The sequence below is a fragment of the Acidianus infernus genome (genome assembly GCF_009729545.1).
In the GTDB taxonomy this organism is placed as follows: Archaea; Thermoproteota; Thermoprotei_A; order Sulfolobales; family Sulfolobaceae; genus Acidianus; species Acidianus infernus.
The window spans coordinates 483,971-509,742 of sequence record NZ_WFIY01000004.1; the positions used below are offsets into that span (position 1 = coordinate 483,971).

The 25,772-nt window shown below is 33.7% G+C and carries 31 protein-coding genes; 10 read left to right on the top strand and 21 right to left on the bottom strand.

Annotated features, from left to right (window positions below):
• The first annotated feature begins 43 nt into the window (after positions 1-43).
• Both D1867_RS02900 and D1867_RS02905 read left to right on the top strand, forming a co-directional pair.
• Entirely contained in the window at positions 44-985 is a 942-nt protein-coding gene (locus tag D1867_RS02900; protein WP_155862732.1) for an ornithine cyclodeaminase family protein, read from the top strand.
• A complete protein-coding gene (locus D1867_RS02905; protein ID WP_155862733.1) occupies positions 970-2,103 on the top strand; it encodes an aminotransferase-like domain-containing protein in 1,134 nt (377 codons plus the stop codon). The genes D1867_RS02900 and D1867_RS02905 overlap by 16 nt, the downstream gene beginning before the upstream one ends.
• Here D1867_RS02905 and D1867_RS02910 read toward each other — a convergent pair.
• Positions 2,091-3,149 carry a M24 family metallopeptidase gene (locus tag D1867_RS02910; protein ID WP_155862734.1) on the bottom strand — a complete coding sequence of 353 codons (1,059 nt, stop codon included), beginning with the start codon at positions 3,147-3,149 and terminating at the stop codon, positions 2,091-2,093. The two genes, D1867_RS02905 and D1867_RS02910, sit on opposite strands and share 13 nt — an antisense overlap.
• 52 nt (positions 3,150-3,201) lie before the next feature.
• On the opposite strand from D1867_RS02910, the gene D1867_RS02915 reads away from it, so the two are divergent.
• The 4 genes from D1867_RS02915 (at position 3,202) to D1867_RS02930 (ending at position 5,804) form a co-directional block, all read left to right on the top strand.
• Positions 3,202-3,894, top strand: coding sequence for an MBL fold metallo-hydrolase (locus D1867_RS02915; protein ID WP_155862735.1), 693 nt, complete (start codon positions 3,202-3,204; stop codon positions 3,892-3,894).
• Complete coding sequence (locus D1867_RS02920) at positions 3,887-4,597, top strand: class II glutamine amidotransferase (protein ID WP_155862736.1); 711 nt, start codon at positions 3,887-3,889, stop codon at positions 4,595-4,597. The genes D1867_RS02915 and D1867_RS02920 overlap by 8 nt, the downstream gene beginning before the upstream one ends.
• Positions 4,598-4,653: 56 nt before the next feature.
• Positions 4,654-4,914 carry a hypothetical protein gene (locus D1867_RS02925; RefSeq protein WP_155862737.1) on the top strand — a complete coding sequence of 87 codons (261 nt, stop codon included), beginning with the start codon at positions 4,654-4,656 and terminating at the stop codon, positions 4,912-4,914.
• A 68-nt stretch (positions 4,915-4,982) separates the two neighbouring features.
• Complete coding sequence (locus D1867_RS02930) at positions 4,983-5,804, top strand: zinc ribbon domain-containing protein (RefSeq protein WP_155862738.1); 822 nt, start codon at positions 4,983-4,985, stop codon at positions 5,802-5,804.
• Here the strand turns inward: D1867_RS02930 and D1867_RS02935 are convergent.
• The 6 genes from D1867_RS02935 to D1867_RS02960 form a co-directional block, all read right to left on the bottom strand.
• A complete protein-coding gene (locus D1867_RS02935; RefSeq protein WP_155864374.1) occupies positions 5,801-6,724 on the bottom strand; it encodes a histone deacetylase family protein in 924 nt (307 codons plus the stop codon). The genes D1867_RS02930 and D1867_RS02935 overlap by 4 nt on opposite strands.
• A 145-nt stretch (positions 6,725-6,869) precedes the next feature.
• Positions 6,870-7,775 (bottom strand): PfkB family carbohydrate kinase, encoded by a 906-nt coding sequence (locus D1867_RS02940; RefSeq protein ID WP_155862739.1) that lies wholly within the window; start codon positions 7,773-7,775, stop codon positions 6,870-6,872.
• Positions 7,776-8,963, bottom strand: a complete 1,188-nt coding sequence (gene thiD / locus D1867_RS02945) for a bifunctional hydroxymethylpyrimidine kinase/phosphomethylpyrimidine kinase (protein WP_155864375.1) — start codon at positions 8,961-8,963, stop codon at positions 7,776-7,778.
• 52 nt (positions 8,964-9,015) lie between these two features.
• Positions 9,016-9,618, bottom strand: a complete 603-nt coding sequence (cas4, locus tag D1867_RS02950) for a CRISPR-associated protein Cas4 (RefSeq protein ID WP_338078087.1) — start codon at positions 9,616-9,618, stop codon at positions 9,016-9,018.
• Positions 9,611-10,801, bottom strand: a complete 1,191-nt coding sequence (locus D1867_RS02955; protein ID WP_338078088.1) for a glycosyltransferase family 2 protein — start codon at positions 10,799-10,801, stop codon at positions 9,611-9,613. Before D1867_RS02955 ends, cas4 begins: the two co-directional genes overlap by 8 nt.
• A 70-nt stretch (positions 10,802-10,871) precedes the next feature.
• Complete coding sequence (locus D1867_RS02960; RefSeq protein WP_155862741.1) at positions 10,872-11,129, bottom strand: hypothetical protein; 258 nt, start codon at positions 11,127-11,129, stop codon at positions 10,872-10,874.
• A gap of 334 nt (positions 11,130-11,463) precedes the next feature.
• Here D1867_RS02960 and D1867_RS02965 point away from each other — a divergent pair, with 334 nt between their 5' ends.
• Entirely contained in the window at positions 11,464-12,147 is a 684-nt protein-coding gene (locus tag D1867_RS02965; RefSeq protein WP_155862742.1) for a peroxiredoxin, read from the top strand.
• Here D1867_RS02965 and D1867_RS02970 read toward each other — a convergent pair.
• The 9 genes from D1867_RS02970 to D1867_RS03005 form a co-directional block, all read right to left on the bottom strand.
• A complete protein-coding gene (locus D1867_RS02970) occupies positions 12,144-12,842 on the bottom strand; it encodes a DUF929 domain-containing protein (protein ID WP_155862743.1) in 699 nt (232 codons plus the stop codon). The two genes, D1867_RS02965 and D1867_RS02970, sit on opposite strands and share 4 nt — an antisense overlap.
• Positions 12,843-12,969: 127 nt before the next feature.
• Complete coding sequence (locus tag D1867_RS02975) at positions 12,970-13,395, bottom strand: hypothetical protein (protein WP_155862744.1); 426 nt, start codon at positions 13,393-13,395, stop codon at positions 12,970-12,972.
• Entirely contained in the window at positions 13,370-13,540 is a 171-nt protein-coding gene (locus D1867_RS12195) for a DUF5678 domain-containing protein (protein ID WP_170283897.1), read from the bottom strand. Before D1867_RS12195 ends, D1867_RS02975 begins: the two co-directional genes overlap by 26 nt.
• Positions 13,541-13,542: 2 nt before the next feature.
• A complete protein-coding gene (locus tag D1867_RS02980; RefSeq protein ID WP_155862745.1) occupies positions 13,543-14,025 on the bottom strand; it encodes a DUF5678 domain-containing protein in 483 nt (160 codons plus the stop codon).
• Positions 14,026-14,350: 325 nt separating this feature from the next.
• Entirely contained in the window at positions 14,351-14,914 is a 564-nt protein-coding gene (locus D1867_RS02985) for a DUF3501 family protein (protein WP_155862746.1), read from the bottom strand.
• Positions 14,907-16,079: a heterodisulfide reductase-related iron-sulfur binding cluster gene (locus D1867_RS02990; RefSeq protein ID WP_155862747.1), complete on the bottom strand. Its 1,173-nt coding sequence runs from the start codon at positions 16,077-16,079 to the stop codon at positions 14,907-14,909. Before D1867_RS02990 ends, D1867_RS02985 begins: the two co-directional genes overlap by 8 nt.
• Positions 16,079-16,510 carry a rubrerythrin family protein gene (locus tag D1867_RS02995; protein ID WP_155862748.1) on the bottom strand — a complete coding sequence of 144 codons (432 nt, stop codon included), beginning with the start codon at positions 16,508-16,510 and terminating at the stop codon, positions 16,079-16,081. The genes D1867_RS02990 and D1867_RS02995 overlap by 1 nt, the downstream gene beginning before the upstream one ends.
• 228 nt (positions 16,511-16,738) lie before the next feature.
• Entirely contained in the window at positions 16,739-17,053 is a 315-nt protein-coding gene (gene zfx1 / locus D1867_RS03000; protein WP_013775843.1) for a zinc-containing ferredoxin Zfx1, read from the bottom strand.
• Positions 17,054-17,173: 120 nt separating this feature from the next.
• Positions 17,174-18,730, bottom strand: coding sequence for an APC family permease (locus D1867_RS03005; RefSeq protein WP_155862749.1), 1,557 nt, complete (start codon positions 18,728-18,730; stop codon positions 17,174-17,176).
• 417 nt (positions 18,731-19,147) lie between these two features.
• Here D1867_RS03005 and D1867_RS03010 point away from each other — a divergent pair, with 417 nt between their 5' ends.
• Entirely contained in the window at positions 19,148-20,110 is a 963-nt protein-coding gene (locus D1867_RS03010) for an Ldh family oxidoreductase (protein WP_155862750.1), read from the top strand.
• Here the strand turns inward: D1867_RS03010 and D1867_RS03015 are convergent.
• From D1867_RS03015 to D1867_RS03025, 3 genes are read right to left on the bottom strand one after another with little or no spacing between them, the layout of a single operon-like run.
• Complete coding sequence (locus D1867_RS03015; RefSeq protein ID WP_155862751.1) at positions 20,088-21,254, bottom strand: MFS transporter; 1,167 nt, start codon at positions 21,252-21,254, stop codon at positions 20,088-20,090. The two genes, D1867_RS03010 and D1867_RS03015, sit on opposite strands and share 23 nt — an antisense overlap.
• Positions 21,241-21,663, bottom strand: coding sequence for a MarR family winged helix-turn-helix transcriptional regulator (locus D1867_RS03020; RefSeq protein ID WP_155862752.1), 423 nt, complete (start codon positions 21,661-21,663; stop codon positions 21,241-21,243). Before D1867_RS03020 ends, D1867_RS03015 begins: the two co-directional genes overlap by 14 nt.
• A complete protein-coding gene (locus D1867_RS03025) occupies positions 21,596-23,272 on the bottom strand; it encodes an MFS transporter (RefSeq protein WP_155862753.1) in 1,677 nt (558 codons plus the stop codon). Before D1867_RS03025 ends, D1867_RS03020 begins: the two co-directional genes overlap by 68 nt.
• A gap of 96 nt (positions 23,273-23,368) precedes the next feature.
• Here D1867_RS03025 and D1867_RS03030 point away from each other — a divergent pair, with 96 nt between their 5' ends.
• Both D1867_RS03030 and D1867_RS03035 read left to right on the top strand, forming a co-directional pair.
• Positions 23,369-24,256, top strand: a complete 888-nt coding sequence (locus tag D1867_RS03030) for a CbiQ family ECF transporter T component (protein WP_155862754.1) — start codon at positions 23,369-23,371, stop codon at positions 24,254-24,256.
• 43 nt (positions 24,257-24,299) lie between these two features.
• Positions 24,300-25,163 (top strand): hypothetical protein, encoded by an 864-nt coding sequence (locus tag D1867_RS03035; protein ID WP_155862755.1) that lies wholly within the window; start codon positions 24,300-24,302, stop codon positions 25,161-25,163.
• Here the strand turns inward: D1867_RS03035 and D1867_RS03040 are convergent.
• Positions 25,158-25,484: a hypothetical protein gene (locus D1867_RS03040; protein ID WP_155862756.1), complete on the bottom strand. Its 327-nt coding sequence runs from the start codon at positions 25,482-25,484 to the stop codon at positions 25,158-25,160. The genes D1867_RS03035 and D1867_RS03040 overlap by 6 nt on opposite strands.
• Before the next feature lie 43 nt (positions 25,485-25,527).
• Positions 25,528-25,671, bottom strand: coding sequence for a hypothetical protein (locus D1867_RS12200; RefSeq protein ID WP_170283898.1), 144 nt, complete (start codon positions 25,669-25,671; stop codon positions 25,528-25,530).
• Positions 25,672-25,772 lie beyond the last annotated feature (101 nt).

The following is a 25,772-nucleotide window of genomic DNA, read 5'->3' on the forward strand; positions in this document are numbered from 1 at the left end:
TAGTAGTACTTTTAAGCGCTTGGGCAGATTTTATTAGGGAAAATTGGCCCTATTACTTACAGAAAAAGATGTATCTAGTTTATTAAAATTTGAAGATGCTTACGTTGCATTAAAAGAAGCTTTTATTGCTTTGGAAAGCAAAGCGGGCGTAAATTCTAAACGAATGAGAACTTCGATTTCCGGCTCTACGTTAACTTGCCAAGCAGGAGGATTGCAAGGATATCTTGGCATCAAAACTTTTATAAAGGGTAATTTTGTTTCTCTTCTCTTTTCAACCTCTGGAGAGCTTTTGATGATAGCTGAAGCAGATAGATTAAGCCAAATACGAACTGGAAGTTTATCAGTTTTGGCGTCAGATTATATTCAAATAAAATACGACACAGTAGGTATTATTGGATTAGGAAAGCAAGGCTTAGCCCAAGTCGAAGCATTTTATGAGCTCAAGAAAATAGAACCAATAGTTATCTCTAGAACTCAAGAAAGAATAAATAAAGCACTTAGGATACTTAGTTCTGAAGGAATAAAAGTTAAAGTAGCAGGATCATATAAGGATGTGTTTCTTAATTCTGAAGTTATTACCTCGATAACCTCATCTAAAGATCCGTTTATCAAACTCGATTACGTGAGAAAAGGAATGCATATTAATCTTATGGGTTCTAATATTCCAGAAAGAGTCGAGGCTTTTCCAGAACTAATAAAAGCCTCATCGATTATAGTAGTTGAGGATGTTGAACAAGCATTAGAAGAAGCAGGAGATCTAATTTTAGCTAAAAAGATGGGAATGCTGGATGAAAGTAAACTCGTTACGTTGTCTTCAGTTATAGCAGGAAAAGTAGAGAAAAAGAAAGATGATGATATCTCTATATTCAAGTCTACTGGAATTGGATTAGAGGACGTTGCTGTTATGAAAGTCCTTTATGAAAAAGCTAAGAAAAAAGGTATAGGAAAGGAAATAGAAGTGAAAGGCATATGGTCTCGAGAATAGGAAAGGAAATAGAAATCTCTCCAGTAGAATTAGCTTCTCAACTTGCCAAAAAGGCTAAGATAAATTTAGCTAGCGGTTCACCAGATCCAAGGGTTATTCCAATTAGCGAAATAAGAGAAGCATATAACGAAGTTTTAGAGGACGTAAAATCACTTTTTTATCCTGGAGCGGGTGGACAAGAAGAGTTAAAGAAGGAAATTGAAGAGCATTATCTTCAATTTCTAGGATTAAGTAAAGGAGAAGACGAAATAGTAATTACAAGTGGAGCTCAACACGCAATGGAATTATTAGGAAAATACTTTCTAGAAAATGACGTAATAGCAGTTGAAAATCCGACGTTTATAGAAACTTTCAATGCAATTAAACTTAGGTCGTCAGTGGCCATTCCAATAGATTTAGACGATAAGGGAATTAAGGTAGATGAACTTGAGGAATTTCTTAAGATTGTTAAAATAAATTTACTTTACGTAATTCCTAACTGTCATAATCCTGCAGGAGTTAACTTAGATGAGGAAAGGAGAAAGTATATTGTAGAATTGGCTGAAAAATACAACTTTTACGTTTTAGAGGATGATCCTTATAGGCCTATAGCTGGATGCGTTCCTAAGCCTATAAAGTATTTTGATAAAAACGGAAGGGTAATTTACATTAGCTCTTTTAGTAAAATTCTTGCTCCAGGTTTAAGGATAGGATTTATTCTAGCTAATAAGGAAATTGCTGAGAAGATCTCTTTATTAGAACAATTAGACTTTTCAACGTCAACTGTAAACCAATATGTAGTTGCAAGGCTAATTAGGAAAGGAATAGTAATGAGAAGAATGAAAGAATTATATGAGTATTATTCAAGGAAAATGAAGATACTGAAAGACTCTCTTATTGATCATGGACTAACAAAGTTTAATGATCCAAAGTGCGGCTTCTTCTTACTTTTAGACCTAGAAAAAGATAGCTGGAAAGTATTTAATAATGCAATACAGCTAGGCTTAAGCTTTGTGCCCGCTAAACCGTTTTTCTTAAGAGGCGGAGATACAATGGCAAGGCTAAGCATAACAATGTCGAACGAAGAAGAGATAAAAGAAGGAGTTAGTATTCTTAAAAAAGCTATTCAAATGACGTAAATCTCTTTTTCAAGTTTGTTTAAAGGTCTTGCTTCTTTTTCTCCCATTACAACCATGTCTTCTATTCTTATCCCAAACTTACCGGGTAAATATATTCCTGGCTCTATGGTAAACGTCATATTTTGTTCTATTATTTGTTCACTGTCTTGCGAGATATAAGGATCCTCATGAACATCTATTCCTATACCGTGTCCAGTTCTATGAATGAAGAATTGAGAATAACCTGCTTTTGCGATTATTCCTCTAGCTATTGAATCTATTTCTTTACCTTTCATTCCATTCTTTGCTTTTTCAGCAGATTCCTGAGCATTGAGTACTATTTCATGGATTTTCTTAACTTCATCAGAAGGATTTCCTAATGAGACAACTCTCGTAGTATCTGTACAATATCCTCTATATTTTATCCCAAAGTCTACTATTATTACATCGCCTCTCCTTACTTTCCTATCAGTACACCTTAAGTGAGGCATTGATGTATTGGGCCCAGAGGTAAGTATAGTCTTGAATGATACTCCGTCTGCACCATTCTCCTTAAATATTTCTTCTAACCTATCCGCAAGTTTACATTCAGAACTACCTTCCTTAATATTGTTAAGAAATTGTAAAAAGCTATTTTCTGCGATCTTCAACCCTTCTTCCATTATATTTATTTCTTCCTTGTCCTTCCTCATTCTTAATTCTTTTAAAAGAGTAGAAGCAGGAATTAGATTACTTGGATTGAATTTTCTAATTAAATTTATAGTAAAAACTGACCATAATTGATCATCTATTGCAATGATGGAGTTAGTATTTAAATCCATTTTTGAATATGGATCTTCTCCATCTGCATAAGAGATTATTTCAAAATTATACTTTGAAAGTTGTTCTTCATAAAGTTTTGGAGCTAGAAAATATGAGTGCCCCTCACTTACCACAAAGAATAAAGGTCTTTCCATTTGTTCCTCACTAAAGTTTGTTAAATAGAACATGTTACTTGTAGGTCCTATAATTACATAATCTATTCCTCTGTCTTTCATCATGTTCTGAAGCTTTCTTATTCTATCCATAATTCCCTTTTTTGTTTCTAAGAATATAAGTGAGTAGTCATTACATCTAATGATGAAAATAACATTTCTAGGTACTGGATCTGGTTCAACCGTTGGTTCAAGGAGAGCCAAGTCTTCCATAATGATTTCAGAAGGAGGAGATAGTATAATCCTTGACATGGGTAACGGTGCTAACTCAAACTTAGAAGATCTTGGATTTCCTGATATTAATTCAGTATTTCTCACTCATCTTCATATAGATCATATTAACGGAATTTTCGACTATTTAGTACAGAGAAAAATAAGAAGAATGAACGACGTGAAAATATATTCTCCTCCAGGATTTTCTAAGCTCTTGAATACTTACAAGGATATTGGGAATAATATTTCTGCAGAAGTTTATGAAAGCAATCTGCCTAAAGCTAAAATAGGGAATCTTGAAGTTTATTCCGTTGAAGCTTGCCACGCAATATACGCAGTAGCATACGTAGTAACTAACGGTGAAAAGAAAATAGTTTATTCTGGCGATACGTCTGAACCGTGTGAAGGAATTATTGAGGAAAGTAAGGATGCAGATTTAATAATACACGAGGCAACATGCATAGAAGGTTGCGAAATTTATGGTCATACACCGTTGCCAAAGCTTAAGGAGATCTTTAATAAGAAGAGAATTATAATAACCCATATACCTTCACAAATTGAAGATAAGTATTCTAACTTGGGCGATTTTATTTTAGCCTTCGATGGGTTGATTTGGAATGTGTAGATTATTAGCATTTAAGGATAGAGAGAAGATTAATGGAGAAGTGCTTAAAGCTTTCGTAAATTCTGCAAGATACGACCCTTTTTCTCCATATAAATCTCACCCAGATGGTTGGGGCTTTATCATTTTTATAAAGAAGAATGGAATCTGGAGAAGCTTATATTATAGGTCTCCAGAACCAATATTTCAAGATGATCTCTCTACTCTTACTTCAATTAAAGGCGAAGAAATAATGGGAATAATTCATGCCAGAAAGGCTGGTAAGAAATTTTTACAAGGACTAGCTCATGCACATCCTTACCATATAAGGGCTGGAGTTTATGATTTGTATTTTGCACATAACGGCTCAATATTGCGTAATACATTTGAAAATCCTTCCTTACCTTACACGGATAGTTATATGTTTTTATTAAAGATTGCTGAAGGAATTGGTAAATCTAACGACGTTAAGGAATCTTTTAGATTCACATTTAATAGCCTAAAGGAATACTCAACTAGCCTTAATTCTGCTTTGCTTTCTTACTCTGAAGGTGAAGGTCCACTAATTCAAATTGGCTATTATTATAATAAAAAGGAAGCATTAGATGCTTCTGAAGAATACTTTAAGCTTTATACTTGGAGAAATTATGTATTTTCATCAACAATAAAATATTATCTCGGTAATGCTGATAATGAACTTGTTTATGGAGATATAATATATTTATAATGATTGTTTTAACTTTAGATACTCAGACTTAAAACTTTGAAAAGAAATATTAGAACATGGCGCTTGAATTAGAGAATTTAGAAAGAAGATATCTTGACGAAAAAGGATTCAGAATTTATGAGAGACCTGCTAACGGTTACGAAATTGCCTTCAGATATATACCAATAAATTCGGTGAAAGAAATAATAGTATATAAGATAGAGAATGGAAAGGAAACTCAAATAGCTCAGTTCTCAAGCCTTGACAATCCTTTAGACGTTGCAAAATCTTTAGAAGAATATCCTCAAGGGTTAACACAAGAGTTCTTCAATTATTAAAATAAAACAATTTTTTACATGTCATAGTATAAGTTGTTTCATAAGTAAGTTTTTATATATTTTTATTTATGCCGGAAGAGTTAGTTGAGGCTCAAATCGTAGATTTTGGTAGATTAAAAGAAATATATAGTGATATTCTATACTATGAAAATTATAAGTCAATATTGAAAAAGACAGGCGGAATAGATCCTCCTCCACCTCAATCTCTACGAGCATTACCATTCAGCGGAAGGAGAATTGGACCTCTTAGTTTAATAATTGCAGGAAATGTGATAAAAATAAAAGAAATAGGAGCAATAGTTAAACCTACTAAGGAAGGTAATCCAGTTTATGCAATAGTCGATTTTTCTCAAGGAATAAAAGTACTTTTAGCTTATGAGGAAGAGAGTCCAATAGTAGGCATAGATTTAGGAATAAGACATCTCTTTACCATAGTTGCGATAGTTAACCATGGTAAACTATATAAAGTAAAATACGTGGGAGACAAAAAGATGCTCGATATTTTTTCCAAGTATTTAGGAGAATCTCAAGGCTTAGTATATTTAAACGACATAAGGGAAAGAGTTAGAAAACCGGTAATTGAGACTGTAAAATTCCTGGAGGAGTTGAAACCTAAAGTTATAGCGATAGAAGATCTTAGGCTTTATGAAGCTAAGGTTGGTAAAGGTTTAAGGGCTATACAAGAGATATTAGAAGAGGAATTATTCAAACGCGGAATGAAAGTTAGGAGATTAGATCCCAGAGGTACGTCAAAAATCTGTTCTAGGTGTGGGTATAAAAAAGGAGAAGTATTAGGCTCAATATTTGTTTGTCCATCTTGCGGATATAAGGCAGACAGAGACTTCAATGCTGCATATAACCTTGCGTTAAAATGTTATTATACATGCTAAATCTTCCAATAGTTTCTTAATATCTCCTTCTCTTTTTCAAGATAATCAAAGAATCTTGATTTCACTGAATCAGGAGATTTCTCTTCGGCATAGTCAGCTATTTCTCCTTTCAATCCTTTTATAAATGCTGGAAGACCTCTCTCTAGTCCTATGCCGTAGCCTCCTTCTAATACTCCGGCAGAATACTTGCCTTTACCTAAGGAACCTAAATTGTAAAAAGTGTATTCTGTCAAATTAAGGGAAGCTAGTCCATCACCTTTAAATCCATCAAAACCTGCAGAGAAAATTATATATGCAGGTTTAAAATCCTCAAGAATACTTTGAATTAATGGAAATAATTCCTCATAAAGATCATCTGAACCTCTAGGAGGAATGAGAAGATTAACCTTAGTCCCTTCTGCCTCTCCTTTACCCACCATTTCTGGGAATCCAGTGCCGGGAAATATAGTTTTAGGATCTTGATGAATATCTATATGAAGGACTTCTGGGTCATCATAAAAAATTTCCTGAGTTCCATTACCATAATGAACATCAAAATCTATTATTGCAACATGTTTCAACGCCTTTTTCCTAACTACGTAAGCTACATTATTAAAAATACAAAAACCTAAAGTTGGGGCATTAAATGCTCTCCCATTTTTGCCTGCATGATGTCCCGGAGGTCTAACTAGTGCAAAGCCTTGTAATTCAAAGGCTTTTAATGCTCCGCCTAAGGCATACAGGGCGGTCTCATAGGTTTTATCATTAGCGTAAGTGTCAGCATCGATCCATTTCTCCCCTTTAATATTCCTTATTTTCTCAACATAATCTTCAGAGTGAACAATTTGAGGATCTTCAACTTTGATGGGTTCAACTATTTTCTCTCCTTTTAATGAACTTAAAGCTCTAGTTAATCTATCTGGATTTTCAACATGATGCATTGAGGAGTAATGTTCTTTATATTTATCTGAGTAAACTATATACACGCGTTTAGGTAGAATATTAAAAACTAAAAATCTATCTTAACGACCATGAGCTTAAATATCGTCTCTTTGGCTAATATCCTCGGGTAAAGAACAATATCCTTCAATTTCTTCTTTCTTCTTCTCTCCTTCTATCTTTTTCATTTCTCTTTTCCTTTTCGACAAATTCCCTCACCTCTTCCCACTTTGGTCCTATTGCACCTATTTTAGTTACTGAATAGGAGGCAATAATATTTGCGAATTCTACTGCCGACTCTAAATCCTCGCCTTTTTCTAAGGAATGGGCTAAAGCTGCATTAAAAACATCTCCTGCACCAGTAGTATCTATAGCCTTAACTTTTGGGGCAGAAATTAGAACTCTTTTATCTTTAGTTGCAATCAATGCACCTCTTTCGCCTAGGGTTACTATTACTGCCATCTTTACTTTCTTAAGTAAGATATTAAGACCGTATTCAATATCGTCTGCGCTTGTCAACTCCTTAAATTCGATTTCATTAGGAGTTAAAATATCGACGTAATTCAGTATAGAATAATCAGAAATATTTGCAGGCGCGGGATTTAGTATTCTTATTCCTTCAAATCTCTGTAAGGCTTTCTTAACTACATTTTCTCTAATCTCCATTTGTGTTAAAAGTATTCCATCGTCAAGCTCTACGTCGTCTTCATTAAGTTCATAGTTTGCGCCTCTGTTAACTACTATCATTGTTTCCCCTCTTTTATTAACTAAAATGTAAGCAGAACCCGTGTAGGTATTTTTAATTTTTACTCCAGAAGTATCTACTCCTTCCTCTTTCCAAAATCTGAGAGCATCTTTACCTCTCTCATCATTACCTACGGCGACAATTAACCTCACTTTAGACCCTAATCTTGCTGCAGAAACTGCCTGATTTGAACCTTTACCTCCATGAGATACTATTATTTCCTTTGCAAAAATTGTTTCTCCTACTGCTGGGAATTCTTCAACTCTTATTATGTAATCAGTATTATAACTTCCAACTACGTAAATCATTTACTTTAATCCCTCTATTTTCTTCTTTAATTCTTCTACACTATCCGCAACCAAAATTATTTTGCCATTAATAGTTATGGCATCTGAGTTTATTCCGCTTTCTGATAATTTTATCTTATTTTCTTCTGCAAGTGATAGAATCTTATCATTAGGAGAGATAATTACACCTATTTTTTTACCACTCCTTTTTAGAGCTTCATATATGTCATTTTTCTTCCAATTAACTAGAAGAGGACCATCAATCTTTAACCAATCAAGATATCTAATTATTCCACCAGCAAGAGTTACAAAATCTCCGTACTTTGTTAAATAACCAACGTTTGATTTATCGTTCTCACTAATTAAATCCTTGAAAGTCTTTTCTTCTTTCTTTTCAATAAAATAGAGTAAATCTTCCAATTCCTCTCTAGCAATCTCCTTTTCTATTAGAGCTTCGGGATACGCAAATGGATCCACAGGACCGTGACCTTTGCCTAAGTCTAAAGAATATTTTATAGCAAAGGTTGTAAATTCCCTCGCTTTCTTAACGGCATCCTTTAACTTGAAGCCTTTAGCTAAATAAGCAGTTATTGAGGCAGAAAATACATCTCCACTACCGTGAGTATTATTAGTCTCTATTTTCTCCCCTTTAAGCTCCAATTCTTCACCATCTATTATTGCATAATCTAGACCAAATTGAGAACCGCCCTTTACTACTACATTAACTGAATATTTCTCGTATAGTTCCCTAGCCGATTTCTTTAACCCCTCTTCGCTCTCTATTTTCTTGCCTATAAGTTTCTCAGCCTCAAACTTGTTAGGAGTAATAATCAATGAATCTCTCATCAATAATTTTATAGATGAAACTACGTCTTCCGTTACTAGCGAAGCTCCCGATTTCGCAACCATTACTGGATCTAAAATAAGATTGATCTTATACTCTTCCACCTTCTTTTTTACTGTCTCGATCACTTTTGTTGAAGCTAACATTCCGGTTTTAGCGTATCTAGGATTTAGGTCCTTCATTACGGCGTCAAATTGCGCCTCAATAAAATCAGGAGGAACTTCCATTACTCTGGTTACTTCAAAAGTATTCTGGGCAGTTAGACCAGTAACAATAACCGTGCCGAAAACTCCGAGAGACGTAAAAGTCTTTAAATCAGCTTGTAGCCCTGCTCCTCCTCCTGAGTCGCTTCCTGCAATAGTCATTACTACCGGTCTTATCACGAGTTAAAAGATTCGTTATAATTCTTAACCTTTTCTACTTCTTATTAGGGCAAACTATTGAGAACACGCAATATTCGCATTCCCAAGCAAAACGCGGTGAAGGACTTAACGAAATATTTTCTTGGACTAACTTAATTATTGTAGCCTCATCTAATGGCTTATCCACAGTAAATTCTGTGAACCTTTCTGGTGTAACATAAAATAGAATTCCCTTCTTAGCTCCAAATAACCATAAATAAGCTTGAAGCTGCATTAAGTGATGCTTATGAGGCAATCCTTTGTCTCCTCTGGCACTCTTTATTTCTACTATAATTTTTTCCTCGCCCTTCTGTAAAATAATATCTGCCCTACCTTTTATTTTTACAACCTTTTCTCCTAAATTTACTTCCTTTTCTCCTTCAACCTCTGAAATCACTTTATAGCCTTCAATTTCATTAAAGGTCTCTAAACCCATATGTATTAATTCCCCCATAAGTGTTGAAGGATTGTAAACCTCTGCTATTGCTAATTCCCTGAATTTCTCTTCGTAAACTAGTTTTAATGGACATCTTACCAGATCTGTAACGTAAAAAGTATCTTTTTCTCTTTGATGAGATAAGTAATCTTCTACCCTCTTTTTTGCTAGGAATTCAACTATCGTGAATCCTCACCGTTATATTTCCAGTTCTTTCAGTCTTAATCCATTTCTTAGGCATTCTTAAAAGTTCTAGAGAGATTGCTATTAAATTAAGGATTACTACGAGATTCATGTAAATGAAAGATAATATTGGATAAAACTCTTCTATCATATGCTTTCTTGAAATCATTATTCCCAGTAATAATGATAGAAAAGATGCAAATGAAATTAAACTAACAACGACTATGTAAATTTCTGATGGATATAGGAGAACTAAAGAGTAGTTCACTAGATTTAATACCATAAAAACTGGAGTTGCTACAATTAATATTGCATCTATTACCCTCCAATCAAATTTTACCTTCTCTACCTTGAGACTTACTTCAAAATGCCCTCTGTACCATCTAAGCCTCTGTTTTATTAGCATTCTTAAGCTAACTGGCACTTCTCTCCAAGCTACGATAGATGGAGAATAAATTATCTTGTAACCGCTGGATATTATTTTCAGACTGAGATCAAGGTCTTCAGTTAAAGAGTTCTCGTTCCATCCGCCTAAACCTTCTAGTACAGATTTTCTTATGAAAGAGCAAGTGCCCTCTAACGGAACAAAGAAGCCTAGCCTAGCTCTTCCGCTTATTGAGTATTCATAAAATAATTCTTCAAGAGAAGCAAATCTCGCTATTGCACTTTCCCTAACGTTTATTGGAACTAGTCTACCTTGAACTCCTGCTACTTTAGGATCTTCAAATTTGACTGAGGCATAAGCTAAAGTATCCAACCTTGGCACAGTATCCGCGTCAAAAATTCCGATTATTTCGCCTTTAGCTATTCTTAATGCATAATTTAATGCTCTACTTTTTCCGTTAATTACTCTTCTAGTATTACTTTCTAAATGAATGCATGAAATATTATCATACATTAACTTATAGGAATTACAAACCTCTAGGGTCTTATCAGTAGATCCGTCTTCCACTACGATTATCTCATACTTAGATCTATCGTATTCTTGGTTTTCCAATCTATCTAATAGTCTTCCAAGAACTTTTTCCTCGTTTTTTGCCGGAATAATTAAGGAAAAAGATACGCCAGATGGATTTTTATATTCTTTTGGATTCCATCTAATTCCTACAATTGCTAAGAATGAATTATATATACTCCAGGCAGATACTAACGAACTTAATATTACTATTACATAAAGCACAATAATAAGTGCATAAACATGAATATATTTTTTGTTAAGACAGCGAATGCAGAAACAGTTTTAAACAAAAAGTTCAAACTCTTAAGGAACTTATATCTAGAATAAGTTCTCTCATTTGCCTTTTTATCTCTGCTAAATCCATTTTAGCTCTTCTTATTCCGTAAGGACTCCTACTCTCTATAATTTTACCTACGCCATAGATTAATGCGCCAGATACTGTAGTTATATGAAATGGGTCATCAAGTCCCCATAATATGAATTTTCCAACACCTTTAATAGTCTTGCCTTTTGGCTCATAATCTCCTAATATACCGAGCACATCTTTAGCCATGATTCTAGAATTATCTTATAATAAATTTTAGCTATCACTCATGTCTTACTAAACAATAAAATAAGTTTCTAGGGAGGTAATTCACCTATGCCTTCTAGCCCATTTCATAATATAACGCCTTGAAATTATAAAATAATATCTATTAAACAAAGCCCTACTTCTTAAATGATAAAGCCTACTTTTGTAACCCATACTTTATACACTCATCATACATTTATAAATTAACGCTAAAAATATACAAACTATTACTAAGTTGGAGTAACTATAAGTTAAAAGGAAAACTAATTTAATAGATAGTTTTAAATAGTACTAAGTCTATATTATATTAGAGAACATGTCGGAAGCATATAGAATACCGTTAATCGGTGAAAAATTCCCAGAAATGGAAGTAGATACAACTCATGGAAAGATAAAATTGCCAGATGCGTATAAAGGAAAATGGTTTGTACTTTTCAGCCATCCTGGAGATTTTACGCCAGTATGTACTACTGAATTCGTGTCTTTTGCAAAGAAATATGAAGAATTCAAAAAGCTGAATACCGAACTTATAGGACTTTCTGTAGATAGTAACATAAGCCACATAGAATGGGTTAATTGGATAGAGCAAAACCTTAAGGTCGAAGTACCTTTCCCAATAATTGCAGATCCTATGGGTAACGTTGCTAAAAGGTTAGGAATGATACACGCAGAATCTTCTACAGCCGCAGTAAGGGCGGTATTTATTGTTGACGATAAGGGAACTATAAGATTGATCATGTATTATCCGCTTGAAATAGGAAGAAACATTAACGAAATACTTAGGTCAATAAAGGCTTTACAAATAGTTGACAGAACTGGTGCAGTGGTACCTGCTAATTGGCCTAAGAACGAGATAATAGGAGATAACTTACTTAATCCTCCGCCAAGAACAGTGAAAGAAAGCAAACTTCGATTACAGCAATTTAAAGGCTATGCCTGGTGGTTAACGTATAGAGAAGCTGATAAGAAAGACGTAGAAGAGACTGAAAAATATATTTAAATTAAATTTTCGATTTTTTCTATTCCATTTTGTATAAATGAAAGAGAATTTAGATGAGATAGAATGTAACTAGGTGTCATACCAGAAATGCAAGAAGGATTATAGATATACCCTATTAACATGTATGTTCCTTTAGAACTTGAGATAATTATTGTAGTAGGTATATGAGGTGGATTGCCCATATATGCTGCAGATTGGAAATAACCTCCTTGAGCCCACTTATTAATTACGTATTCTTTTACTAATGGACAGTATTGTGGAAAACATGAAGAAATCTTAGAGAGTCCAAAGCTTACGTAGTTGCTTACAACTTTACAACAAGCTGTTGCATTAAGATATCTATTATAAAGGTATACAAAACGAAACAACACTGAAGAGTTAGGATAAAATTCCTTGAATATTATTGCTGGGATATTAGGATAAACGTCTTGTGGATCAGAATAAGAGAAATTGTACACTATCTTACCGTAGTGAGAAAGAAAGGAGTATAAAACCCAACTATCAGCAGCTCCAAAAGGACATCCGTACCAGCTTATAAATATAATACAAACGTAGCCTGGTTTTGCTAGATCTTCATTACTTACTTTAAAGAAAGAGTCTAACGGTACTTCAAAGGGATATAAAATGTAAGGTAATGTAAATAGTACGACAAAAGCTACTACTACTGCAAGAATTATAAGGTTTTTCCGTTTCATAATAATATTATAGAAGGAGGAGAATTAATTATTGATCTTCAATAGTCCCTGGATTTACGAAAAATTAGATTGCCCCAAAACACGCAAGCAGAGCTTTTGTTTATATTAATAAATTTCTATATTATTATTAATCTAGGTATATAGTTATAAAATGGCTTTTATATAGAGTTACGATAAACTTTTCTAGGAAATCTTCTCGACCCAATATTATTTCTGGGACTACTGGTAAACTTAAGCTCTGTAATGAGAATAAGGAAACTGGAACGTCTAGTTCCGAACTCCCCAATTTTATCTTTATTAAATATCTTTTTGTTAATGCACCATTAATAACTGCTAAATCGTGATACCTTGAATCTAGATCATTAAAGCAGTACAACGCTTTCTCTTTATCTAACAAAGTATATCTGCTTCCGGTATCTATTAGGCCCTTCATTTTAACCATTGAACCTATGGATGGGCACTCAACAAAAATATCGATTAAAGGAACTTTATTCCCAAATATTTCTGAAAAAGGAAATACAAGAATATCAGTATTTTTTCTCTCCTTTGACATAAATTATAGCGTATTCGTGAATTTTATAACCTTTTTGTTCCAGATTTTTAACTAACTCTTCCCTAGTATCAGCATAACCAATAATCCTATCGTTGGAATCAATAGCAACATACTTACCAACAAATCTAGAATCTAATACTATCATTTTTAGTCACTTATTTCAAAGTAATTATCGTAAAAGCAAACTATAAAATTAGTAGGACTTAAAATAAGACCTGGCACTATTGGTAAATCTACTTTATTTAAATCAGCAACTTTAACTTTGATTTTCTTTTTTATTATACCAATTTCTACCTCTATTTCTCCTTCCTCATAAATTCCGCAAAATTCTGCAATTTCTTTATTAATCAAATTAGTGTTTCCAAAAGTAGCAATTGCCCTAAAAGAGTTAGAATTACAATTTATTTTCAAATTCATTAAAGGCAATTCCTCATCACAGACCTTAGAATACTCTATATGCAATTTGAACTGTGATGGAATGTAAAGTATTGAATATTCGTGAATTTTATAACCTTTTTGTTCCAGATTTTTAACTAACTCTTCCCTAGTATCAGCATAACCAATAATCCTATCGTTGGAATCAATAGCAACATACTTACCAACAAATCTAGAATCGTTTATGATTAACACATAAAATATCTCACAGTAAAAAATAAAAATATTTATATTATGGTCAACAATACGCTAGTGCAATATTTATCTGACCTCCTTTAAGGCATATTAGTCAGATCTGACTGGGGTGTAGACCCTCCTTGAGTGTAAAGTTAGACTTAAAGTTTAGCCAACCATCAATTCGGGTAGCTCAAAGAACTACCATTGGAAGAGTGGGGAACTTTCATGCTGCTTGCCCCTCACTCGAGCTGGAGAGGAGCGTCATTAACGTCTTGGGCTATCCATCAGTGAGGCTTTGCCTCCTTTTGTAATTACAAGAGATTGCAAACTGATTACACAAATTTTAGGATTCGTCGTATGCTTCTTTGAGAAGCTTCTTAGCTAACTCCTCCGGAATTTTAGCAGTAACCTTATAATTCTCGTGAAGAACGTGGATTTCCATATTTGTAGATCTCTCTCCTTGAAGATCAAATGTTAAATATTGCACAGTGCTGAAAGATTCGCCTTGTTCTCTTCCTGCCTCTGGTTCTCCTTGAATAAGTTTAGATCCTATTTTCAGAAAAACAGAATTATATACTTTATTTAAAGTTTTATAGACATTAATTAAGTCATTCATAGAATATGCATAAATGTAAAGAGTAGCTTTTATTTTTCCATTTCCGGGAAGTAAACTAGAATAAATTCTTATTACTTCCTCTATATCATTTTCTTTTTCCAACCTATCAAGATAAATCATTTCCTGAATTTGATGTAGTACAGTATCCTTATTTTCAAAGAGTAATGATAATCTATCTCCTAGTTCTACTCTTCTACTCTTTTTTATTTCAGATATTTTCCTTATCTCATTCATTCTAATTTTCTCGTATTCTCTCCATGGTAACACGTCTTTAATCGTAATGCTAACCAATACTTAACGCCTCCTTTAAAACTTGAATAGGATGAAGGGGCCTTTTGCCAGAAGCCTTGAAGATTTGCAAACCTGCTAATGGACACTCAGTGACAAAAACTTCTGCCTTGCTTTGAGAAAAAACCTCCATCATCTTTTTCCCTATAATCTTAGCTTTATCATAATTCCTTAACCCCCAGCCTCCATCAATTCCAGAACATCCTTTATCAGCTATTTCCACTTTAGCTCCCAAAGATCTCATAATTGCTACTCCCGGTAAGCCAATTTTCAAGTACTTAAGATGGCAAGGGGTATGATAAAGCACTGTTTTATTAAAACTTCTTGGAAGTTTAATTTTTCCTTCCCTATTTAATTTTAAAAGGTATTCCATAGCATCGTAGACCTTAATCTCCTTATTTATTACGTTCTTATATTCCTCAATCATCAATGAACATGTAGGTATTGGAGAAACTACGTCATAACCTTGCTTAATAAAATTCTCAAGTATAGATGAATTAAACTCTGCTACTTTCTTTAGCATCTTAGCGTCACCAACGTCCAGCATCGGAGCACCGCAACAAAGGAAGTTAGCTAGCTTTACTTCAATTCCTAACTTATTGTAAACTTCTATAACGTCTTGACCTAAATCTGGATAAAAATTCTCAATTAGACAAGTGTGGAAAAGTATAACTTTAGCTACCGGATTCTCTATCTTCCCAACCCTAGGTTTAAAGCCCTTATCTGACATCTGTGGCATTGGAGCGTCTTCTTTTATTCCTAGAAATCCTTTAGTATATGGATAAATTTTACTTACAATTTTCTTAAACGGAACATTTACAGCCTCAAATAAATAGTCTCTTAATGATAATCCAGTCTTTTGCTTATAATATAACCAAGCCCAATCCATTAAATGAGCAAAGTCCATGTTGAATTCGTGAGGAGGTGTGTAAGGACAATTATTATAGCACATCTTACAGTGAAAACAGTCCGGTACTATGGAGAATAAATCCTCTAAGGTCAACTCTTTCGGGCCTTTCTTATCTGTAATAGAAAACAGCTTAGGGAAAACGAAACAATAATTAAAGCATAATCTACATCCATGACATACGGAAGCTTGCCTTACAAATTCCGACTTAAGTTTGGAAGAATCAAAAAATGAAGTATCTTCAGGATCTAATGAATACATTACTGCTTACCTTGTAGTAGAGCTAATAGTTGCTTATATCTTTCAGCATGACTTTTCTCTGCTCTGGCTAAAGTTTCAAACCATTCTGCAATTTCTTCAAAACCTTCTTCCCTTGCTTGTTTTGCAAAACCAGGATACATTTGAGTAAATTCGTAAGTTTCTCCAGCTATGGCAGATTGTATCATATCTTCAAGAGTCTTTATCGGCTTATCGGTTGCAGGATCAGTTAAGCCTCCTTGTCTTATGAAATCTAAATGTCCAAAAGCGTGAGCAGTTTCTCCTTCAGCTATACTCCTAAAAACTGCAGCAATATCTGGATATCCTTCTTCATCAGCCTTCTTTGCAAAATATAAGTAACGTCTATTTGCCATTGATTCACCTATAAAGCCTGTCTTTAAATTTTCGGCAGTTTTAGTTCCTTTTAAGTTCATTTTATCACTAAAATAATTTAGTATTAAATGTTTAAAAGCTTTTCTTAAATAAGTTTTTCTTCAAATTAAGAATAGTTTCAATCTAAAAGGTCCGTAGAGACATGAAAGGTATCTAAGAAATATCCAAATACAATAAAAAGAAACTTAAGAAATTAGAGAGTTAGTATAAAATATTTATTTATGCAATAAAAATGATTTAGTGGTTTTTATATAAGAAAATAAAAACGCTTACGGTGGTTTAACGTCTATTGCAGCAACTGGACAAACGTTTACGCAGGCCATACAGAATATGCAAGCTTGTTCGTTTATTGGATCAGCCTTCTTTTCTGATGCAGGATGTCCTGGAGTGTCATACCATTGGAATACGTTTACTGGGCAAGCAGTTATACAAGAGCCGTCGGCAATGCATAAGTCGAAGTCTACTCCAACTATTGTTCCATGTATTCCTAAAACTTTAGGTGGATCTACTGGACCATAAACCTTGTGGCCTTGATGTTCACCTACTACTTGTCTGGACGTACGATAGTTCGGATCTATTCCCAACTATTTCACCGAGAAATAGATTAGATTAGCTATAAAAAGAATGTTACCCCGAAAATTTTCGTGAAATATCCATTAGAGAGAAAAACTATTAAAAAATAAATACTTTCAATCAAAAAAAGGTTATACTTTAGCTTGTTCTCTCCTTTCTTCTTCAACAATATTTACAGTCTTTCCAGCTATTCTATAAGTCTCTGGTCTTTTTACTCTTATCCAGGCCGTGTATATTATAGAGAATATTAGCACGGAAGCTCCCGTTATAACTGCTTGAGTTACTGGGAATTCTGGTGGCCATATTGACTTGTAAAGTACGAAAGCAAAGATTATTGTTGCTATTGCTGGTAAAATGTAATGCAAGAATGGGTGAATTATTCTATTTATTCCATAATGTCTTTCTTTTAGCCTTGCAAATAACACCATAACTGCAGTGTTATTTATGAAGTGAGCTACCATAAACCCTACAAGTGCTATAGTTGTTAGATAATCGAACGTTTCACTAAGTGCACAGAATACTGGCTTAGATGTAGCCGGGCAATATATAAGCTGTGATGGAGAAGTTCCAGCGAAGTACCCTACTATAAACCCTGATGCTAAGGCTAATATACTAGCGGAAATTCCTACAAAGAGCAAAGACTTAGTCGGAGTAACCCACTTAGGATGTACATATGAGAAGAACTTTGGTAATATGCCATCTCTGCCCATAGCAAAGTACACTCTTCCAGCATTTGACTGCATAGCTACGCTGTCTGAGAATGCTGAATTAAATGCAAATAATGCTAATAAAAGACCCCCAGCGATACCTAGATATTCCGTATAAACTACTATTCCTGGAATTCCGCAGCAAGCAAATGAAACCATATTATTAATTCCCCATCCTACTGTCAAAGCGTAAGCGACTTCAGTTAAAACGACACCTACTACGAATACTCCTAGCATTAATGCCTTAGTTATTGCTCTGCTGCTTTTTGCCTCTTCTCCTAATGGAGCTGAGCCTCCATAGCCGATAAAGCTTGTTAAACCGAATATCATTCCTAATCCTAAACCTGTCAGAGGTCCTCCCATTGTATTCCAGTGAGAACCATATACTGAATTCCAGGCAAATGGATTAAACACGTTTATTGTATTGTCTGGAGCCTTCAATATTATTATTAGCGAGGTTATTGCAAGGAAGGCTACCTCAGTTAATGCTGCATATCTAATGTATTTCATTTGCGGTCTAATTCCTATCATAGCTAGGAATATTGGGAAGAGAATGAAGAAAGTTATGAAAGCTATCCATACCCATCCTGGTAAAGTTATACCCCAGAAATAATGTAATACGCCAGGCAATACAATTCCTGCTACATAAACTGGTATTGCTGCAGTGCTAGCTATTTGATAAACTGGATACATTAATCCCGTTATTATTGCTGGAAATGAACCAAAAGCTGTAGCAACGTAACCGTAATAGCCTCCAGCACTTGCATGCCTCTTGGAAAGATGATAAAGAGTGTTAACTTCAATGAACATAGTAATCATTGCTAATAGAAAAGCTAGAGGTGTTAGAACGAAAGCGAAAGCTGCTGCGGAAGTAATGAAAGCTACCGTGTCACAGGCAGGTGCCATTGCAGCTATCTCTTGAGCTATCGCCTCTAAAGTTCCGACTACTCCTTTTTTAAGCCTAGGAACATTTGCGCTCATTTGGGGAACCCTAAAAAATTAGGGTTAGCCTAAATTATTTAAAGTTAACTCTATTAAGAATTTGGTTAGGTTACCTTAATTAACATTCAAACAATTTTGTACAAAAAGTATTATCAGGAAAAATAATTCGTCTTACCTAAAATTTATCTATTTGTGTACTTAACTCTATTCTACAACAAGCTATTAAACTGCATATCTCTTTTTTATCTCCATCTTCCTTTATTTTGCACTCAAAGATACCGTAGTTTGTGGGACAAAATGATGTCTCCTTTACAGTAAAATATTTTTTCATAATAAAACTTACGAAAATTATCTAATAAAATTATCTTTCTAAATATGAGAAAGAATTTTAAGTTTTTATATAAATATTCTTAGAACAATCCAAGCTTATAAAAGAAAATACAAAGTTTTAAGCAAATGAAAATTCCCATAAATGAGTTAAAGGAAATCATTATTCATATACTAGATAAGCGAGGAGTTGAAGACTCGAGTGTAATAGCTGAACATTTTATAGAGGCTGAATTAAGGGGGCATTCTTCTCACGGTGTACAAAGAGTAATTCCTCTAGTTAAAGGTATAGAATTAGGAACTATAGAAAGGAAGTTAAATTACAAAATATTGAAATCTACTTCTTCTTCTCTACTGATAGATGCTAGAAGGAGTATTGGGATTGTGCTGTGGAATAAAATAATTAACGAACTGGAGTTTAAAGAACCTATAAGTATCGTGGCCGTAAGGAATGCTTCTCACATAGGTTTCCTTGGTTATTATACTAGAAAATTAGCTGAAAAAGGTTATTCAGCAATAATGTTTGGAAACGCAGAGCCAGCGGTAGTTTTTCCTGGGAAAGCTGAAAAGCTACTTTCAACAACTCCTTTAAGTATATCAATTCCTTCTAACCCACCAGTTGTCTTAGACATGGCCTTATCCCTAACTGCAAGAGGTAAAATAATAGAGGCACAAAGAAAAGGAGAAAAAATTCCTTATGGAGTCGCAGTAAATGAGAGAGGAGAAATAACAACTGACCCTACAGAGGCTTTAAAAGGAGGTTTACTACCTTTAGGTGGAGTAAAAGGATTCTATTTAATGTTAACGCTAGAACTCCTTACCTCATTCTTAACAGGAAGTGCTGTAGGTCCTGAGGTTAAAGGAGTATTAAATACTGAAAATCCTCCAAATAAGGGCGAAGTACTAATAGTTATTAACCCTAAATTTACTGAGGAGGAAAATCACGGAATAGAATTGATGAGAAAAATTCTGGGTTCATTGCCCGGCGATAGAGGTGATAAATTATTAAAAAGTAGCGGAAATGAAATTAACATTGATGAAAAATTATTTAATACTCTTAATGAAATGGCTAAGAAGAATCCTTATTTTTAATTTCTCTTTGTTTAATGAAAAATAAGGAGAAGAAAACTAGAACTACAATAGTTAATACTAGAAAAGATAATCTTATCCCTATTAAGCTTACAATTCCTCCCATTATTATTGGAACTATTCCACCTAAGCCCATGAGTATTCCAGTAAAGTAACTATTTGCTGCACTTCTTTCTTCATCTTTAAAGTTCCTCCTAATGATTACCAATGAAGACGGATAAGTCAAACCGTGAGGTATGCCTAAAATAAGTAGGGAAATAATATAAAGAATAACGTTGAAAGAGATGAAAGCTAGAAACAGTCCTATAACACTGAGAGCTACGTTTAAGAGTATTATCCTAAATACGTTACGTGGAGCTCTTAAGGTGAATAAGACCCTACCTATAAACGATGTTAAAAAATAGAGAGTAAACAAAAACGTCGCCATAGAATAGCTGGCATTAAAATATTCTATAGCGTATATTCCGCCAAAAACTTCTATAAATGCAAAAGGAATATCGTACATCAAATTGTTAAAGAACGGAGCGAGGAATCTAGGAGAGAATAAAATTTCTCTAGCCTTAGCACTTATTTCTCTCCTTTCATGAGATTCTGGGTATCTAACCTTTAATGAAATAAATAAAACTAGAAAAGCTAAAAAGGAAAAGAATAGAAATGCTTCCCTTAAACTAAATCTTTGAAGTATTAAAGATTCTAGCCCTGGGCTTATTATTAAGGAAAGACTTAACGCCGTAGTATATAATGCTAACATTCTCTCGCTCATTTTTCTATCGTCTAATGATCCTGATAACGTAATAATATTAGGAAACAGAATTCCCAATGAAAACCCTGCTATAAAAGATAAGATAAAGACTAAAATACAGTTAGCAACGAAAAATAATGGAAAAACTACTGCATAAGTAGCTGAGGATATTAAAAATAATTCTCTCCTCCTTAAGTTATCTAACCTTGAGTTAACAAAAAAGCTTGAAATAAAAGATGATATTGAAAGAATTGATGAAAGTACTCCAATTAAAACTGAGGAGAAATGAAAGATATAAGCGGAAATTAGCGGAATAGTTGTAATTAACATATTGTTTGAGGCCCTAATAGCAAAAGTTAGAGTAAAAATCACTGTAGCTAGGTATATAAATTCATTTTTGGGCATTGCTTGCTTTCTCCTTTAAAGATACTTCTTCTATGACTATCTGGAAGAATTTTATAATGTTACCTTCAGATCTTGATAGAATGTCATTTATTAAATTCTTATACGCTTGTCTAACGTTCTCAAGTTCTTCAAACCCTTTTTGAGTTATTTTAACTAAAACAACTCTCCTATCTTTTTCATCTCTACTTCTGGTTATCATTCCTTCACTTTCTAATCTATCAAGAATTTCAACCATTGTTGATTTATTCACTCCTACAAATTCTGCCAAGCTACTAACGTTCTTTTCTCCACTCTTTAAAAAATACAGAGTGGAAACTTCAGTATAGGAAAGCCCTCTCTTTTCAGCTTCCTTTTGTAATAGCTCTCTCAGCTTTCTGTTCCCCTTGAGTATTATTTCCCAATCTTCCAACTCTACCACTCTCTCTAAATGCGGAAATTAATGCTGACATGAAAAGTAATCCGGCGGAAATATAAAGTGTTAACCTTAGTGAACTCATAAACGAAGGGGCAATAGTCTCCACGAAGAATTGGGGATTATCAATCTTTACTGCTATCGAATGCTGAAGAGACGAGGAAAATGCTGATAAAGGATCATAACCTAATAGTACAGAGAATATTACAACCGAGGCAGGGATATTTGCGTTAACGTGAATTCCATATGAGGATAATGCAGAAGATATTGAGGAATCCAAACTTCCTGTCATTGCTGAAATTAATATGCTAAAGTAAAATACTACGCTGAAAGCTGAGGCAGTATTTTGAAGAGCTGCCCTCATTCCGGATGCAGAACCTCTTTTATTAATGGGTACTGAAGCCATCATATCTGCAGTGTTAGGGGCAGTAAATAATCCCATCCCTGCACCTTGAATAAAAGTTATTGCAAAGAATTCGTATAAGTTAAAATTGTAAGGTAATAATGTCAGTAAGAGGAAACCTATACCGCTAATTGTTAAACCAATGCTTGTAAGTATTTTTCCTCCATATTTATCTGAGAGTATTCCACTAATTGGACCAAACACTGCAAATCCTAAAACATTAGGTATTAAATAGATTCCAGCCCAAAACGGAGTGTCGCAGTAAGGCACTCCATGTAAAGGCAACCAAATACCTTGTAATAAGACTAGGAGCATTAATAGAATTCCTTGTCTAGCCAATGATGCTATCATGTTAGCAGTATTAGAAGTAGAGAAATCTTTATTCTTAAACAAGGAAAGGTCAAACATAGGATCTTTAACTTTTCTCTCCACAAAGACAAAAGAACTTATTAGCCCAATTGAAACCACTATTCCAGCAATAACCCAAGGATTGCCCCAGCCTAGAGGTTGATTATTATAAGGTAAAAGTCCGTAAGTCACTGAAATTAGAAGAATCGTAATACCTAGTGCAAATAATGTATTTCCAACTACGTCTATTGATCTTCTTATAGGTTTTTGAACATCCTTAAGAGTTAATGCTGACCAAATAGTTCCTATAATTCCTACAACGGCGCTGAAAACGAAGATGTACCTCCAATTATAAATTGATAAAACACCGCCTATTATTAGACCTGCTACTCCTCCAATTAATCCTGCAACTTGATTTAATCCTAAAGCCTTTCCTAGCTCATTCCTATCAAAGTAGTCAGTAAGCACAGCAGTACTGTTTACCATTAATAATCCACCTCCTACTCCCTGCAGTAATCTAAAGATTATCATTTCCAGTACTCCTAAATTGCCAGTAGAAGTAATAGACGCCAATAGCGCGGAAGCTATTGCGAATATTAGAAAACCTATTGTATAAAACCTTGCTCTACCTTTTAAGTCAGAAATTCTTCCAAAGGTAACTACTAGCGACGCAGTAACAACCATATAACCCAAGATAACCCAAATTAAGTATCCTAAAGAGTCCGGACTTGTTGGATTAAAGTTCAAGCCTTTAAATATAGCAGGTAAGGCGATTATTATCATATTATAATTGGCAAAAGCCATGAAAATTCCTATGCTCGTATTAGTTAAAGCTAATATTTTCTTCCTCTCCATTTTGGTTCGGATACAAACTTTTTGACATCTAACTAATAAATCTTACCACCAAAGATTTTCATAAAATATTTAACCTTATTCTGCCTAAACTGAGTTGTGATTTGCATACAGTATCTCTTATTACCACTAGTTTATTTTGTTACAATATTTTTAATGATAAAACTTGGTTATGGTGGTTTGGCTGAAATAGTTAAATACGAGAAAAGAAAAGTTGTTATTAATCCTATAAGTAAGATAATATTTGAGATAGGATTATTTGTATTTTTAACCAGAGGATTTTATACAATTTTTAGCTTAAATAACGTAGAGCTGTTATTTGCTTTCCCTCTTTTGTTGCTTTCTGCAATCTTTTTAGTTTTAAGGAATAAAATTAAATGCTTGGCTTACTATGTAGGAGCATATTTGCTTATTACAGCATGGGTGGAGATTAATTCGTTCTATAGCTATGGAAGTACAATCTACACTTGGTCATGTGAAATTGCAAGAATTTTTGGATATTCTACTATAGTAACTTATTCTTCCCTGTTTCATGGTATTTTGTTTTCTCTATATTCGCCGACGTTATATATAACGCTTTTAGGCTTTGTTTTTATTTCAACTACTAATACGTCAGAAGTAATTAGAGCTTTTTCTGAACTTAGAATACCGCTAGCAATAACATTAATATTTTCAGTTTTTGTAAAAGTAATTCCTCAAGCCTTACGAAATATGGAGACCTCATATAAAATGACCATATTAAGGGGGTTAGGTTACGGAAAACCGTTCCCAATTAGGCTATTTTACCAACTTTACGGCCTAATGACCGTAATTCTGCCAGTTTTTGTATACATAGTTAAAGGTTCTAGAAACTTAGCAATAGCCTTAGAAACAAGGGGGTATATGAGTAAGAAAAATAGGACTTCTTTAGTAAAAATAGGTTTTCATTTAATAGACTATTTGTTACTTTTCATTTCAATAATATTATTCTATATTTCCTTCTCGTGAATTAATCGTTTAAACTTTGAATATAATATTTCACAGACCTTAAATGATAACCGTAGAAGAAATTTACGGAGAAGATAGCTGGTTTACTTACTTCGTAAGAGGAAATGAAGTAGTTCATGTATCGCAAATTGGAGGAGCAAGAAAAGTAGGATCAATTTCATTAGGAAATAGATCTGTAGTAATATGGGAAGTTCCAGAAAATGAAATAACGAATGGATATTATGTGAATTATAATCCTAAACCTAGGCTATTCAGATTTACAAGACCTAACATTTTAGGAAGGGATTTAACGTTTGACTTAATGTTAAGCAAAACTTTAACTCCCTCACCTTTATTACAGCTAAGACCCAGATTATTTGGAATCGAAAGAATGCCATTATTTACCTTTAGGAGAATTGCTCCGCTTGAGGAGGAAATAAAGAGTAGTGTTCAAAAGTTAAGATTAAGGTTACCCATTATTAATACCGTAGAAGCTGAAGTTGACGCTATGCTAAGGCCTATACCACAGGAGAGAGTTAGGGTTCTAAATTCTTACAGTGAAGAAATATACTCGCAATGGGTTCTGACTAAGGTAATAGAGGCAATAATAGAAATGGGAGGAAAATTGATTGACTCATTTGTACTTAGCATTGATTCAAAAATTGTAGAAATATTATATCATCCTAATCCAGGGATAGATATTCACGTTCTAGTATCAGATAAAAGAGAATATATAAACATAAATAATATTCAGAATTATAAGAATAAGGAAGTTTTACAAATAGATACTGGAGTAAGGACAGTAGGAAAGGTAGGGATTACAGTAAGCTTTGAAGGTAATGCGCAATTCGTTTTAACTCCTAGGAACTTGGAAGAAATAAAGAAGTTTAAAGAAGAAGTTCGCAATGAAATTAGGAAAAAATTATGAACTAATAATAGGCATTTCTAAAGGAAAGCTTGGTAGTTTTTCATTACCCTTAATTTCCCATATTTCAAAATTATCTAATTTACCAACCTCTAGAGGTTTTCTCAATAATCTAACGTCCTTTAAAGGTACTTGTAATTTAATTTTGTTCCTCCAAAATATTATTTTATTTCTTTTTAATTCTCCTTCATATTTTCTTGATTTAAAAGTGGAAAAATCGTATATGACTACAATAAATTTATTTTTATTAATATAAATCCGTTCAATTTCATCTCTCGTGATAGGAAATATATTAGAAACAACTTCTGCAAGATTTAATTGCATGACATGATTTTGGTTTAAAAACCAGTCACTTGGCCAAAATAATTTAGTTCCTCAAGTAGAGTAGTAAATCGAAAGCCATCTCTTTTCTCTTCTTATAGCTTTCATATATCTCCGGAAATTCGTTCTTTAAGTATTCCTCTGGAAGCTCATCATAAGCAATATCAACTTTCTTTGATAATGCCTTCATTTATATCACCATATATAATATACTACTGGGTAAATTTAAAGTCATCTACTAATATATAAACATAATAAAAATTAGTATATAGTATTTTGACTCGACATAAA